This is a genomic window from Capnocytophaga sp. oral taxon 335 str. F0486, from assembly GCF_000277665.1.
In the GTDB taxonomy this organism is placed as follows: Bacteria; Bacteroidota; Bacteroidia; order Flavobacteriales; family Flavobacteriaceae; genus Capnocytophaga; species Capnocytophaga ochracea.
On sequence record NZ_AKFR01000015.1, the window covers coordinates 144836 to 159600 of the forward strand.

The window sequence follows — 14765 nt, forward strand, 5'->3', positions numbered from 1 at the left end:
GGCTACAAATGTACAATTATTTTTTAGAAGATGCAACACATTATCTATGTTTTTTATCTATCAAAATAGGATCTTCTTCCAAAGTATCAAATGGTACATATTGGTTAAACTCCTCTATTATATCATTCTTGTCTGAAAGAAAATTGTAATCAGGATCAAGGCTCTTCTCTCGAATTCCTAACCAATGCGCATAACCACTTAAGAAATGAAATCCCGATTTTTGTACCTTTAACATCTTGTGTTCTGTGTCATCGCTATTGATTTGTATAAAAGGTGTTTCGAAAGCTTCTTTACTGTATCCGTGTACCAACCACGCATTTTTACTTTCTCGTTCTTTAGTAGCTAATCCGTGGTCTGAAAAATATATCATAGAAAAAGGTTCTCCTTGTTGTTGTAATTTTTCGTATATTTGTTTTAAGAAATCATCTGTTTGTTCTATGGTTTGTAGATAAGCTGAAATAATTCTGTTGTAATAATTGTAATGAATAGCATTTGAAAGCCTATCTTCGAAATATTCGTGGGATCCCATTATATGAATGATAAACAAACGGTTCTTTGAACTCTTTTCATTCAATCTTTTCTCAAAAGTAGGTAACAAAACAGTATCAAAATAGTTAATAGAAGAATAATCTCCCGTTTTCGTAAAATCATAATGATTTGACAAAGCTGCTATTTTAGCAATAGGTGTATCGTATTCTCCTACAGTACCTTGATTAGAAAGCCAATAAACTTCAAATCCCGCCTCTTTTGCTAATGATACAATATTGTTTGCATATACAAAATCGTTGTTTTTTATCTGTAAAAACATTCGCAATAAAGCGGTTGTAGTATTAGCACCAGCCGCTGTATATCCTTCTATTACAGTGCCCTTTACATTTTTTAGAAACGTAGAGTTTTCTAAAGGAAAACCATATAACGACATATAGTCTCTTCGCACACTTTCTCCTATCACTAATACATAGTTCTTGTAAGTAGGGGCTACTGAGGTTATTTTCCAAGAAGCCTTTTCTTTAATTTCCTTACTTAGTGATTTCCTTAACTGTTGGTATTCTGTAACGCTTTGATACATAAAATCATAAAAACCTATAAAAGAAACTCTTGATGCAGATAATTCCCATCTGCTTTCTGTATTGGTCTTCACGTGTGATTTTCCTAATGCGAAATAACCTCCTAATACACAAAATAACAAGGTTATCAATAGTTGTTTTTTAGTATAATAAAATCCTTTCTTTTTTCTTCCTAAATATAAAATTAGTATTCCATATAGGAGGATTAGCAACGAAATAAGATAGGTGTAAAAAGGTAAAGTTTTTAAAAATTCTTTGCTCTCTTGATAATTAGTTTCAAAAAAAGCTCCTACCAGAGTAGCAGGAGGTGCTCCAAACCATATTATTATCGGAGCAAACAACACACAAGTAATAACAATAAGGAAGAAAACTATTGAAAATACCCAATAGTGTATGCGTTTCAAAACAAGAAAAAATAAAAAACTTGCCAACACTCCTCTTAATGAAACATATCTCCCTAAAGTATAAGGCATTACAATACAAAAGACAAGTAGTAATATCTCAAATAAATGTAATTTTAAAAATGCTAATAAACGTTTTATCATCTTCATATTAATCTATAAATTTTTAGTTTTTAATAAATTATTGTATTCGTTCAAAAGAGCTTTCCACACTTCTTCTCGCTGATATCTGTTGGCGATAAGAGTTCTGCTATTCAGTTGTAAATATTCATATAGTTCTTTGTTATTTAATAACTCTGTCATTGCTTTTTGAAAAGCTTCTGTATTTTTAGGAGGAACGATAAGTCCGTTTTTGTTTTCTATAATAATTTCGTTACTACCGTTGATATCGGTTACGATACAAGGCAATTCCATAGCACCTGCCTCTAATACTACATTGGGGAAGCCTTCGCGATAACTTGGGAATACAAAACAGTTGGCTATTGCTAAATAAGGGCGTACGTCTTTTTGCTCTCCTACGGATATAATATCAGGGTCTGTATCTATGGCGCTTAATGTTTTAGTTTGCAAGGGGTCTAAATGAGCTTCTTGTCTGCCTACCAATAGCAGTTTTATAGGGGATGTTGTTTGCTGTTTCAGTGCTTGAAAAGCGGTAACCAATTCATTAATGCCCTTATCACCTACTAATCTTCCTACAAATATGTATACAAAATCTCCTGCTCCTATCTCTAACGATGCTCGTAAAGTAGCTTTATCAGTAGCCGAAAAATGTGTTTTAGAAAAATAATCGGTATCTATCCCGTTGATATTGCCATTAGCCAATACTTCTAAGAGTTTTGCTGTAATATGAAATCGCTGTAAATCTCTTTTTACCCCTTCACCTTCGGGATATATATCGGTAGCCGACCAGCATAGTAGCTTATCCATCGCTATGAGTAGCCGTTGCATTAAACCTTTGCGAGTGGGAAAAATGAGTCCGGTGAAAGTATGTATCCTGATAGGTACTCCTGCCATTTTTGCAGCCAGCATACTCAATAAGCCTGCCTTTGGAGTAATAGAATGTACTATAGTAGGTTTTTCTCTCTTAAACAAGCGGTAAAGTTTCAACAGAGAACTCAAATCTTTCAAAGGAGCAATAGGGCGCGACATTGCAATAGCAAAGGTATTTACTCCTTCTCGTCTCTTTACCTCTTCCAAGTCTTCTCCCTCACCCGAAATAGCAGTTACCTCAAAAGTCTCGTTCAAGAACTTTAACTGTCCTTTCAACAGAGTGTTTAAAGATGAGGGTACAGTGGAAGTTCTAAATAGTTTTGTTTTCATCTTGATAAGCTGTATAAGGTTTTACAGGGCTGATTTTTACATTGCGCCTATTCACAAGCCATTGCTCCATACCAAAAATATGAGCTATTCTATATACAATACCTTTGAGAAAATTCGCTCTAAAATAGTGTTTCCAATAGCTTTCATTAGGATATTTACTAAAAATATAGGCTTTACTTTGCTGAGCTAAAAAATACTTCTTGTAATAGTTATTGCCCACTTCTCTATAAAACAGCAACGGCTCATTCAAACGCACAAAATGGTATTTTGAGTGGGTGCGATACCACAGTTCAGCATCTTCTAAGCGAATAGCCTCGATATCGTAAGGATTTGTTAAAAACCATTCAGTCTTTGCCATTATAGTAGGTTGCATAAAATCCTTCACTCGTTCCAGTCTTTCTTCGGAGTCAATGGGGTATCGCGTTCCTATCACTTTGTTATCATCATTGATGATATACGCATTGGTACCTAATACATCTATTTCGGAGTGTGTTTCTAATATCTCTACTTGTCGAGCAATACGGTTAGGGTGCATCATATCATCGGCGTCCATTTTAGCAAGATATTTAGTTTTTGTTAATTGAGCAGCTTGATTATGTCTATAGCCTGATTTTCTATTTTTGCTATCTGATAACACTCTTATACGACTGTCTTTCTGAGCATAGCTTTGAGCAATAGATAAAGAATTGTCAGTGCTTCCATCGTCCAATAGCAACAATTCCCAATCGGTATAGGTCTGTTGTAATACCGATTCAATGGCTAAAGCTAAATACTTTTCGGCATTGTAAAAAGGGAGTCCAATGGTTACCATCTATGCGTGTTTTAAAGTGTTGTACAAAGTGAAAAAGGCGTATAGGAAAATGAAAAAAGCAATCACGGCGGTCTTAGGTTTAAAGTCTTTTGAAAAACAAGGCAGTACAATAAACGGAATTGCTATCCAAGCAAAGAGTCCCCAACGGTCGGAATACGGAATCTGGAATGCCATAAAAAACAGAAAACTTACGCTTACAAAGTATTTTAAAAGCTGGTCGTAAGAGGTGCTCCGAGTGCTCGCTACCATAAACGATTGCCTTCGCATATAGAGCCCTATCCCCAGAAAAAGTGTGGTAAAAGCTACAAACTGTGGTTTGAAGCCCACTTGATATAAGCCATCATCATTTAGAAAATAAGTACTAAATCGCCCTGGGTCTTTCCGCAAGATAACTTCCATAACCAAAGCAATATTTAACAGCCCTATATTTAGATAGGCCAAAACAATCCCCAATACGTATAAGGCTAAAAAATAGTACAATGGAATTCTTTTAGCTATTAATTGCAATAGCAGAAATACAACAATAGGAATTATTACAGTGGTGTGAGTAATAAAGGCTAATAATAAAAATAAATAAGCTGTGTATTGTTTTCTTTCCCATAAACTATAAGCAAATATTAAAAAAGCTAAAGAAAGTCCTTGTCTGATAATATTAATGGCTAAACTCTCTGCAAAAAACAACGACACAAAGGAGAAAAAAACAAAAAAAGCATTCGCTTGGTATTCGTTACTTAAGTTTTTCAAAGCATAGGCTATGATTCCGTAGAAAATTCCTGCAATTATTAGTAAAAATACCGAAAAAGGAGCGCCTATACTACTTAATCCTGCCATCAACCAGCTGAACATTACCTCCATTTTTACCTCTTGGGGTACATCACCTGCCATCCAGTAGTGATAATTTACCGTATCTGTACCTACACTTACATCTCTAAACCCTACAATCGCAATAAAGTAGAGCACAAAGAAAGGTAAAGCGTGTTTTGAAATAAAAGAGGGTAATTTATCTTCATTACCTCTATCTATTTGGTATGCCCAAACGAGGGCTATAATAGCCATTAGTGCATAACCAACGTTATACAATAGTTTAAAATACGCTTCTGAAATTCCTAATGGTGTAATCATAGTTCTTTATTTTTATACATAATTTGTTTCACTTCCTTTGCATAAAACACAGCAAAAAGCGACCCTATCACTAAACATTTTAACACAAAAGAGAGGTATAAATTATGAAATTCAATAGCTCGAATAAAATAGGCTATCAATAATAGCCCTACAAATATAAAGGCTACTTTCAGCAGATTCCATAACTGATGTTTTAAAATTCCTTTGAGTACTTTATCAAGAGAGAAACTCACCCAAAGGAACATTATCAAACTGTGGATTACAATTCCGTAGAGCACCCACTGAAAACTTCCGCAGTAGGCAATCAAAAGAACGGGAATAATGAGCAGTTTCCCGATGAGTTCTATCCGCAAATATTGGTTAGTGTCACCTAATACCGCAAAATAATCGATATTTAAGTTATAAAGCACTATAAAGACTCCTGAAAGGGAAAGGATTTGTAATATCGGGATACTTTCTATCCATTTTTCTGATAATATAATAATTATTATCTCCTTTGAAGCAAAAAATAGCACACAACTCACAAAACTCACCAATAAGAAAGTAACCTTTTCAAAAAAGAAGAACTTATCACTTTTAGCTTTGAGATTTTCTTCCTTAGAAAGAGTTGAGAAACTTACCTTTTTTACAATCGTAGAAATATTGGAAGAAAACAAATCGCGAAAGGTTACTGCACGAGTGTAATAACCCAAAGCACTTGCACTAAAAAACTTACCAATAAACACGTAGTAAATATTAGTTTGGAGGATATTTAGCAGGTTTGAAAATAGTAGATTCCCTCCATACAAAAACAACTGTTTAAACGATTGCCAAGAGAACAACCAACTGGGGCGCCATTTATTTAAAATCCAAAAAAGTACGACTGTAATAGCTTCTCCAATAAGCACTCTATACACCAAACTGTACACACCCCAGCCTCTTTTTGCCATTACGATAGCGCAAACGGCACTGATAGTTACAGAAATGAGCGAAACAACAGCAATCTTTCTGAAAGCTAATTCTTTTATAAGTATAGTGCGATGTATGAGCTCAAAAGAAACTAATACAATGTTAAGCCCTAATAACTGTAATAGAGGCTTAATCGATGGATTACTGAAAAAAGAGGCTATCCCTGCTGATGAGACATAGAGGAGTAGGTATAAAAATACTGAAAAACATATATTTATAAAGAAGATAGTGCTATAATCGGTTTGTGTAGTGTTCTTTTTATTGATAAGTGCTGCTCCAAAACCACCTTCTACCAAAACATTTGTTACAGTAATGAAGAAGGTAGCAATACCAATAAGACCAAAATCTTCAGGCACGAGGATACGAGCCAAAATAATCCCTACTACAAAATTCAATATTTGTTGTAGGAAATTATCCACTGAACTCCAAAATAGATGCCTAAAAGAATTGTTTTGTAACATTAAAAAAATGATTCTCTACATTAAGTAGTTAAATTGCAAAAGTAGCAACTCTGCCGAAAAAAAACAACAAAAAGAACGTATTTTTATTTTTTGAGTATTGATAAACAACTTCTCAGAGAGAGTCTGAACACATCGGAAGGAAACGGAGATTTTCAAAAGTAGGATTTTAGATAAAAGGTAAAAGATGAGCTGTAAATTGGGTGGGGTTAGCTTATAGAGAGCTTATAGGAAGCTTATACGAATCTTGGACGATTGGTATAGAAAGGGTATATAAGTAGTTGATTCATACTGTGATACAACAGCGCTAAAAATGTTAAAAGTAGGGTTTCGAGGCGAAAGAAAGAGAATCCTCACCCCGTCCCTCTGCCAAGGAGAGGGGAATGTAGGGACGGAAAAGAGAAGGGATAATTAGGGAATTAGCAAATTAGAAAATTAGTAAATGGGGAGGTGTAAGCTACACGGGCAGTTATAGCTTTCGGTAAAAATCGTAGCACAACAAGTAAAAAAGCTGTTAAGCGAGGGCTTAACAGCTTTTTTTATTATTTATCCTGAATAAGTATGTACACTCATTTGTGCTGTTGGCAAGTAGTTAACGCCAAACCAGCAGATGAGCAACAGTATAAATGCGAGCCCTACGATGATAAAACTCTGAAAGGGTTTCTTTTCTTTGTGATTGTACTTGTGGTGGAGATATACCAAATAGCCGAGCCAAGTGATAAACGCCCAAGTTTCTTTAGGGTCCCACGTCCAATAGTGTCCCCACGCTTCTTTTGCCCAAAGGGCTCCAAAAAGCAATCCAAAGGTGAGAAATACATAACCTATTTTTACGAGTTGGTCGATAACAGTAAAGATTGATTGTACTTCTTGTCCTTTTTTATAGCGATAAATGCCATAGAAAGCGGTAAGTGATGCCATACCCAACATCGCATAAGCAAAGATATACACGATTACGTGTGGAATGAACCACACGCTCTGTAAGGCAGGCATCAAGGCTTTGTTCATTGTATCGGGGTGAGTGTAGGTAAGCACTACAAATACAATACCCATTACTGCCGAATAGCTTAGCATCCACTTTTGACGATAGAGCCAATAGATAGCACAGCCTATGAGCCCCATAAAGAATGCGTACCAAACGCGCGTTTCGGCAAGTGTGCGCAATGGTGGACGGTCTAAGTTTTGCCATAAGGCAACGATAAAACCTCCTATGGTTAGGGTGGCTACTAAATGAGCTGTAATACTGAGGTTTCTAAGGTTTTTGCTTTTGCTGTAGATAAGCGTACCAGAAAGTAGCCATAGGGCTACTGAAATGTATGTTATAAGATTGAAATAATGCCACATAGTTTAGAAAATAGGAATTAGGAGTTAGGAATTAGATGTTTGTTTTTTAGTTTTTACTTCAAAGAGTAGGGCAATACCGCCAGCAAGTAGTAAGAAAATTCCTACATAAACGACAGGTAACCAAGGGTCGGAAATGAGTTCTACCACACTAAGTTCTGACCAACGTCCCATACGCTCGTCATAACTCAATTGGTAAATACGCCAACCACCTACACTGATAGGGTGATTCACCTCTATTTTTTCTTCTAAAACTTCTTGTTTTCCTTTTTGGTATACTAATACCTCAGATTGGAATTTACGTGCTTCGGCAGGAGCCATTACCAAGGTATGCTCATTGTCTAAATGAATGGCACGAGGTGAGAATTGGAAGTTACCTGCAGAAATCCAATCGGTTTTCTTTTTGTGAGTACGAAGGTCTTCTACGGTTACCTTAGCCGCATTGGTCGCACCCCACATCGTGTGATTGATGTAGGTACTATCGGTATCGGGAATAGCTTTTTCAAGGTATTGGAGAAGTGTAATTTTCCAGTTCAGCAGGGTTGCATAGTCACCTTCTTTCTCCAGCATAAAGCCTTGAGGTTTTTCGTGAGGTAGTGCTGAACCTGTACTATCAATCACAAATAGTTTGTTAGGATAAATATCAATACTGAACTCTTTGAGTTCCATTGCAATGGGGAGTTCTACCATCTGATTATCTTCAGTAGTAGCACGCCATTCGAGCTTATCCTTATAGAGGTTCATTTTCAGACGTATAATATCTCCCTGACCTAATACGCCAGCGAACATTGTAAGCCATAAGCCAAAGTGATTGAGGAGGAAAGGTATATTTTTGCGTTGGTAGACCATCGAGCGTTTTAGGATAGAAAACCAGAGGTTCATCAGTGCCAATACGAAGATAATGCCAAAGTACCAAGTTTTGGTAAGGTCGTCTAAGCCCAATTTGCCCACAAAGCTATGAGCTACCTCTTGAGGATTTACGTTGATGCTCCCCAAACCAATGGTGAGTACCCCAAGGGTTACGACCGTAACAATAGCAAAAGGCGCTGATGAAAAGCGCACGATAAAATTCGTTTTTCTAAAAATAAAATATACAGCTGTAGTGAGTACCACAAAGGCAAAGCCTCCTATTACATTGTAAGGAAAGCTAAACCAGCTTTTGCTGATACTTCCTAAGGTAAGTTGTAGTATCAGCCCTATGATAAGGGATAAGCACGCTACGAGAATAGCGAAGGGATATTGTTTCATAGTTAGGTAAGAGATAAGAGGTAAGAAATAGGGGCGAATGTAATTCGCCCCTACTCGTCATTTGTCATTCGTAATTCGTTAAATTACTTTTGGGTTACTAAGCGTCCTTTTTCTTTAGCTTCTTTAATCCATTTAGGGACGATAGTTTCCAAGAATCTTTTCTTAGCAGCTTCTTCTTTAGGAATATCTAGACCGATTTCTTTTTGGGCTTTAGCTTTAGTGCTGATATCAGGCATTACGAAAGCTGTTTTGATGTTTAGTTTTTCTTTAAGCACATCTAAATTATTTTCAGCTTGATAAGCATAGATAAGACCATCGCTAAGGAGGCGTTCAGATTCGATAGGAGCGTGGAAAGCGGCACCGTGTGAAGAGTGTACCATATCCCAACGCCATTGTGATTTGCGGATAAGTGCCAAAGTAGGTTTCATTTGTTCTTCAGTAGCGCCGTTATCCCACAAGAATTTAGCTTTAAAGTGTACTTTTGCTAATTGTTTTTCGAGTTTCATACGCATACCATATACAGCATCTTGGCGATCGTATACGTTTTTCACCAATTCTTCTTCACTTTGGCGGTGACAAGTTTGGCAGCTTGCTGATACGTTACGCAAAGGGCTACTGATTTGGTGATCGGTGAATTTCACAGCACCATCAGTTTTGTAAGGCATATGGCAATCGGCACAAGAAACGCCGCGTTGTCCGTGAATACCGAGTTGAGAAAGTTCATAGTCGGGGTGTTGTGCTTTGAGGATAGGGGCACGGCTAAGTGGGTGTACATAGTCAGTCCAACCTTCTGCATCGTAGTACTCTTCCATCTTTTCAATAGTCATACCTTTATCCCAAGGAAAAGTAAGATATTTTTTATCACCTTTGAAGTAGTACTCTACGTGGCATTGCGCACAGACGAGAGAACGCATCTCTTGATGAGTAGCTTTATTGATATCGCGCCCTTGACGTTTGAAGGCTTCTTGTAAAGCCAATTGACTTACTTGCAATTTCATAGTTTTAGTATCGTGGCAAGTAGCACAACCGATAGGATTTACGATTTGGCTACCCCATTGATCCCAAGGAGCGCTATAATAAGTTTCGGCACCTACTTCTTTGATTAAGCGAGGCACATCTGGGCTTTTACAAGTCCAGCAAGTACCTGGTTGAGGAGAGTGAGTAGAATCGGTAGGAGCGCCTGTACGAAGAATTTTAGTAACGTCTTCAATAGCGTGCATATGTCCGCGTGGAGCGTTGTATCCCTTAGAGAAAGAATAACCAGCCCAAAGGATTACCATTTCTGGACGTAGCTCAAGCAGATCATCATCGTTACTACTCATATACTTAGAGCGGAAAGTAGTGTCGGCAGTAGCTGCCCACGAAGCGTATTCACGAGGATAGAAGGGTTCATAAAGCTCATTGCGGCATTCACCTTCTTTAAGGTTATTACCACCTTTAGCTATTAACTGAGCTTCTGTTGATCTGTTCATTATCGAATTAGCCAATAGACCTAATAAAAAGGTAACCACTGCTAATAAACCTGCAATTAACCAATGTTTCTTTTTCATCGCTGTATAAATTATATTTCGTTTTTTTTTAATTATTTGATTTTTCTCTGTTTTTCACCATTTTGTCAAGCCAATCGGGAGTGTTGCTCGGCATATTGTCCACAATAGGCACAGGCGAATGAGGAGCAGCATTAAGTCCTCTCACACGGCTGTGTGGTACTTCGCGGTGGCAATCCCAGCACAATTTGCCATTATCGGCGTGTGCCATTTCAGCAGTTACCTTGCCTGCTTGCACTTCGCTTACAAGGGTGCTGTGGCAACGAATACAATTTTCTTGTACTACTCTTTGCCCTGGAGAGTGCATCTTAATCACTTGTGGTTCCATACGGAAGGTGAACATTGTAGCGTGGCGAAGACCATCGTTCGCTTTAAAATAATATTTGCGAAAGACGTTGTCGTGAGGCACGTGACAATCGTTACACACGGTATTGCGACCGTGCGAAGAGTGCATCCACGTAGCATACTCAGGCTCCATAATATGGCAGTTCACACACGCCTTAGGGTCGTCGGACAGATAGGTATGCGCTTTCGATATATAAAAAATATACCCGCAAAGCCCTATCAGTATCCCTACTAACGAGGGAATTAAGAAACGAAACCATCGTCCTTTTTTAGTAGATGGGGTGTTGTTATCTGTTGTCGCCATTATATAAAAAATATTTTTTTCGTTGCTTTTCGTTGCAAATGTAAAATAGTTTCCTTACATTTGCAAAAGAAAATAAAGACATATCCTTATTCTATTGTAATTCTAAATAAGAAGCTGTGGTCTTGTATCTTATTTTCAGTATTTTATCCTATTTTAAACGTAAAACATTTTAAAAACACTATACTGATGAAAAAACATTTATTATCATTTTTTGCTTTGGGTACCGCTTTCGTTTTGTACCCCACTTTAGCAACTGCGCAGGTAGAAAATCCTCCTGCCCCTAATGAAGGTGTTCCTCCTCCACAACCTCCTATGGAAGAGATGATGACACCTCCTCCTCCGCCACCTACCGATAACGAGTTCACGCTATCAGCACAAATTCGTCCGCGCTTCGAGTACCGCAATGGGGCATATCGCCCTTTAGTAGAAGGTGAATCTCCTGCTATCCTCACCAACAACCGCGTGCGCTTAAACTTCGACTATAAGCATAGCGACCGCCTACATTTGTACGTTTCTCTCCAAAACGTAAACGTTTGGGGGCAAGCACAACAAATACAAGCCGTCGATAGAACAGGCGGTATGTCAGTTTTCGAGGCTTACGCCGAATTCCCTCTTGTGAATACCCTTAGCGCAAAAGTAGGTAGACAAGTGATTGCACTGGACGACGACCGTATTTTCGGCTCTCTCGATTGGCACCCTGCCGGACGTAGCCACGATGCAGTGAACCTCAATTGGACACCTTCTGAAAAGTGGACACTTCGCGGTTTCTTTGCTTATAACCAATCGGGAAGTACCACGACCCCTACTCTAAATGTAAATACTCCCAGCGGACAGAATTTCACTCCGGGATTGGGTCAGGATTATCAACACTTGCAAGCTCTTCACGCGCATTATAGCATCAGTGAAGCGCACCAATTGTCGCTCTTGTTTGCTAACTTAGGTTACCGTACTAATGATAGTGCTGACCAAAATATGCAAACTTTCGGTGCGCACTACACTGGCAAAAGTAACCAGTTGACCTATGGAGGTTCTGCTTATATGCAAACTGGTAAAAATGCTGCAGGAGCCGATAAAAGCGCTTATATGTTTGCAGTGAATGCGGGCTACAAGTTCTCTCCTATCTTTGGCTTAACTGCTGGTGTAGACTACCTCAGTGGCAACGCCTCTGATGACACTTCGGGTAAAGATAAGGTGTTTAACCCATTCAGCGGTACCAACCACAAGTTCTACGGTTTTATGGATTATTACTATGTAGGTGCTCCTGGGTCTAAAGCTGCTCCTTCTGCAGGTTTGCTCAATCCGTATCTCACTGCCAATGTACGCACTGGTGAGAAGAGCAACCTCAGCGCTACTTTCCACTATTTTGCACCTGCTGCTAAATTTGAGGTTGGTAGCAAAAAACACAGTAGCTATGGCAGTGAAATCGACTTGGTGTACAACTTAAAGGTACAACCTTTTATAGGGTTGCAAGTAGGTTACTCTACTTACTTTGTTAACGATGGCACTAAAGCCCTCAAAGGTACTGCTAACCAACGCGGTTACCAAGACTGGTTCTGGTGTAGCCTAAACATCAATCCTAAATTGTTCTCTGCGATATTTTAATTGTATTGAACTATAATAAGAAGAGGTAAGAATTGCCATAGCATTCTTACCTCTTCTTTTTTGCTAAATTGTTCACTACATCTCTCTTCTACCTTCGCTTTACCTTCTCCTTTCCGTCGCTACATTCCCCCTATTACCTCCGTCATTCGTCATTCGTTCCTCGTCATTCCTTCCCTTTTCCGTCATACTCCCTTCTAGTGCCTATGGCCTAAGGCCTATCACCTCTTCCTCTTTCTTTCGCCTCGAAACCCTGTTTTCACCATTTTTAGCCTTGTTGCATTATACTATAATTCAATTACTTATATACCCTTTCTATACCAATCGTCCAAGATTCGTATAAGCTTCCTATAAGCTCTCTATAAGCTAACCCCACCCTCCTTACAGCCTTTTTTCATCAAAAGACCCCTTAGTCTCCTTCTGAAAATTTCCGTTTCCTTCCGAATCCTCCTAACAGTACCAACACATCGCTTTTTCATCTCAAACTTTGCCAAAGTTAATTATCAGTATTTCTGGCATTATTGGCATTATTATTTTTGTTTTATGAAAAATAATTCACTACCTTTGTAGCCAAATTATAAACACTATGTGCCTACGCACTTCGCTCTATCTAACCTACATCTATTACCGAAAACTCTTTCCAAAAGGAGATATCTTAACCATTGGGTTGCTGTTAGGAGTATTATGCTATGCCTTATATGCACTTTATCTGCATTATGAAAGTTGGCAATATGCACTTTGGATTTTGCCCTTAGGAAGTTTTATGTATCATAATAATCGAAAAGATTTATCATTATTAAAAGTACATTCACATTATAGAGCGATTATCATTACTGAATATGTAATCGAAAACCTCCCTTTTCTCGTTCTTATACTCTTAAAAAAGGATTTTATAACAGCGGTTGCCATATCATTATCCTTTGTGCTCATAGGTTGTTTACCTCAGAAAAACTTCACCCTAAAATATCCATTCTCTCTCGCCGACCCTTTTTGGCATATTGCATTTCGCAAGTATAAACTTATCTTAGGGGTACCTATAGCTATTGCACTCATCATTATAGGAGCTGTTTATCAAAACCCTAACTTAGCTCTTTTTGCCTTAGCTATTGTCGCTTTCATAGGTTGTATTCCCTATTTCGAAAGAGAGTTTAAAGCCCATATGAATGTTTCAGCCTATCGAGGAAAAGACTATTTATTACACCAACTCAAAGCAGGAATATTGAATATATCCTTTCTTTTTGCACCTGTTTTCATCACTTACATCATTTGTTTTCACTGGCAATATACAGAAGTCTTACCTTTGTATATCAGTGTTCCTACCTTAGGAGTTCTTACCAAATACGCCTTTTGGAACAATTCTTTATGGCAAACTTTTGCTTTGTTAGCCGTAAGTATAGGTGTTATTTATATCATTCCAGTGATAGCAATACCTTATTTTTGTCATTTAGCTCTACAAACCATAAAAAGACAGCAATATGCTCAACATTCTCATTAAAGAAAAAAGTTATTCTGGCAAACTAATTCTCAAAAACATACAACTTTCTATTCCTCAAAACGGACTCTATGGGGTAGTAGGTAAAAATGGTGCAGGAAAAACTACTTTTTTCAAATGTTTGTGTAGTTTAACATCTTTCAAAGGAGAAGTAAGCTATCAGCAACAACCTTTAATGCCTCAACAAATCGGTTTTCTCCCTACCGAACCTTATTTATACGAGCACCTTACCGTAGAAGAGTTTTATAAGTTTTACAGCTTGCTACTGGATATAAAACCACAAAACACAATGCCTTTTGAAGTAAATAAAAATCTACTCATCAAAGAGCTTTCCACAGGAATGCGAAAAAAAGTGTATTTCAATGCCGTATTACAAAAGCCCTACACCCTCTACATATTTGATGAACCTTTTAGCGGTTTAGATATTACTTCGGTACTTCAAATCAAAAAATTGCTAAAAAAACTATCAGAGACTCATATCGTACTATTCGCCTCTCATATTTTAGAAACCTTATCCGATTGCAAAGAAATATACTTATTACACGAGGGAAATACACAAATTTTTTTACCCTCAAATCTCAATAAAATTGAAGAATTTTTAAGTTTATAAAACTTTTTTAGGCTAAAAATTATTTATAATGAAACACCCGAAGGTTTATTTAAAATACGCTGTGGAATCAACAAAGGTTATTTACAACTGAAAAATGGCTATCGTGGTAATATAGGTAAAGGAATGAGCTTTACAGCTCGCTTCTATCTTACCAA

At 37.6% G+C, this 14765-nt stretch carries 12 protein-coding genes; 3 read left to right on the forward strand and 9 right to left on the reverse strand.

The features are described 5' to 3' along the window. Positions 1-40 precede the first annotated feature (40 nt). From HMPREF1320_RS03305 to nrfH, 9 genes are all read right to left on the reverse strand, one after another. The gene (locus tag HMPREF1320_RS03305; protein ID WP_009751496.1) at positions 41-1618 is read right to left on the reverse strand and encodes a phosphoethanolamine transferase; all 1578 of its coding nucleotides are present in this window, start codon (positions 1616-1618) and stop codon (positions 41-43) included. A gap of 6 nt (positions 1619-1624) precedes the next feature. Continuing rightward, positions 1625-2788 carry a glycosyltransferase family 4 protein gene (locus HMPREF1320_RS03310; RefSeq protein ID WP_034553986.1) on the reverse strand — a complete coding sequence of 388 codons (1164 nt, stop codon included), beginning with the start codon at positions 2786-2788 and terminating at the stop codon, positions 1625-1627. Further along, positions 2769-3599 carry a glycosyltransferase family 2 protein gene (locus tag HMPREF1320_RS03315; protein ID WP_009417389.1) on the reverse strand — a complete coding sequence of 277 codons (831 nt, stop codon included), beginning with the start codon at positions 3597-3599 and terminating at the stop codon, positions 2769-2771. The genes HMPREF1320_RS03310 and HMPREF1320_RS03315 overlap by 20 nt, the downstream gene beginning before the upstream one ends. After that, positions 3600-4721 carry an EpsG family protein gene (locus HMPREF1320_RS03320; RefSeq protein ID WP_009751552.1) on the reverse strand — a complete coding sequence of 374 codons (1122 nt, stop codon included), beginning with the start codon at positions 4719-4721 and terminating at the stop codon, positions 3600-3602. It abuts the gene before it with no gap. Continuing rightward, positions 4718-6130, reverse strand: a complete 1413-nt coding sequence (locus HMPREF1320_RS03325) for a lipopolysaccharide biosynthesis protein (protein ID WP_083835354.1) — start codon at positions 6128-6130, stop codon at positions 4718-4720. The genes HMPREF1320_RS03320 and HMPREF1320_RS03325 overlap by 4 nt, the downstream gene beginning before the upstream one ends. 543 nt (positions 6131-6673) lie before the next feature. Next, a complete protein-coding gene (gene ccsA / locus HMPREF1320_RS03330; protein ID WP_009751525.1) occupies positions 6674-7468 on the reverse strand; it encodes a cytochrome c biogenesis protein CcsA in 795 nt (264 codons plus the stop codon). Positions 7469-7492: 24 nt separating this feature from the next. Continuing rightward, positions 7493-8713 carry a cytochrome c biogenesis protein ResB gene (locus HMPREF1320_RS03335; RefSeq protein ID WP_009751590.1) on the reverse strand — a complete coding sequence of 407 codons (1221 nt, stop codon included), beginning with the start codon at positions 8711-8713 and terminating at the stop codon, positions 7493-7495. An 83-nt stretch (positions 8714-8796) separates the two neighbouring features. After that, positions 8797-10263, reverse strand: a complete 1467-nt coding sequence (nrfA, locus tag HMPREF1320_RS03340) for an ammonia-forming cytochrome c nitrite reductase (protein WP_009751594.1) — start codon at positions 10261-10263, stop codon at positions 8797-8799. Between the two features lie 28 nt (positions 10264-10291). After that, positions 10292-10909 (reverse strand): cytochrome c nitrite reductase small subunit, encoded by a 618-nt coding sequence (gene nrfH, locus HMPREF1320_RS03345; protein ID WP_034553989.1) that lies wholly within the window; start codon positions 10907-10909, stop codon positions 10292-10294. 186 nt (positions 10910-11095) lie between these two features. Here nrfH and HMPREF1320_RS03350 point away from each other — a divergent pair, with 186 nt between their 5' ends. The 3 genes from HMPREF1320_RS03350 (at position 11096) to HMPREF1320_RS03360 (ending at position 14610) form a co-directional block, all read left to right on the forward strand. After that, a complete protein-coding gene (locus HMPREF1320_RS03350) occupies positions 11096-12511 on the forward strand; it encodes an alginate export family protein (protein ID WP_009751589.1) in 1416 nt (471 codons plus the stop codon). 583 nt (positions 12512-13094) lie between these two features. Then, entirely contained in the window at positions 13095-14003 is a 909-nt protein-coding gene (locus HMPREF1320_RS03355) for a hypothetical protein (protein ID WP_009751534.1), read from the forward strand. Then, positions 13984-14610 (forward strand): ATP-binding cassette domain-containing protein, encoded by a 627-nt coding sequence (locus HMPREF1320_RS03360; RefSeq protein ID WP_009751522.1) that lies wholly within the window; start codon positions 13984-13986, stop codon positions 14608-14610. The genes HMPREF1320_RS03355 and HMPREF1320_RS03360 overlap by 20 nt, the downstream gene beginning before the upstream one ends. Positions 14611-14765: the final 155 nt, after the last annotated feature.